The sequence below is a fragment of the Pseudoalteromonas sp. MER144-MNA-CIBAN-0113 genome, assembly GCF_040308965.1.
GTDB lineage: Bacteria > Pseudomonadota > Gammaproteobacteria > Enterobacterales > Alteromonadaceae > Pseudoalteromonas > Pseudoalteromonas tetraodonis.
Window position 1 is genome coordinate 1 of record NZ_JBEOOG010000504.1, and the last position, 249, is coordinate 249.

General features: G+C 39.0%; 1 pseudogene. It reads right to left on the reverse strand.

Annotated elements, in window-relative coordinates:
* A pseudogene (locus tag AAEY57_RS20695) lies at window positions 1–232 on the reverse strand (methyl-accepting chemotaxis protein); the annotation flags it as partial.
* Between the last annotated feature and the right edge of the window lie 17 nt (window positions 233–249).

Sequence of the window (249 nt, forward strand, 5' to 3'; positions counted from 1 at the left end):
GCGTAAGTGTTGTGATGGGTTTTGAAATCATATGGGTAGCCCATAAAATCATGGCTAATATAATAATTAAGATAATAACTACTGCAGTTGTTGTTGCGGTTACTGCGGCATTTACGGGCTCTTCAATCATGCTAGTAGGAATAAGTAGACCTACATACCAATCTATATAAGGCTGCTCTAGCTGCAGACGATGGTAAACCACATAAAACTGCTCACCTTTAAAAGTAACCATTTGGCTGCCTTTAAGGT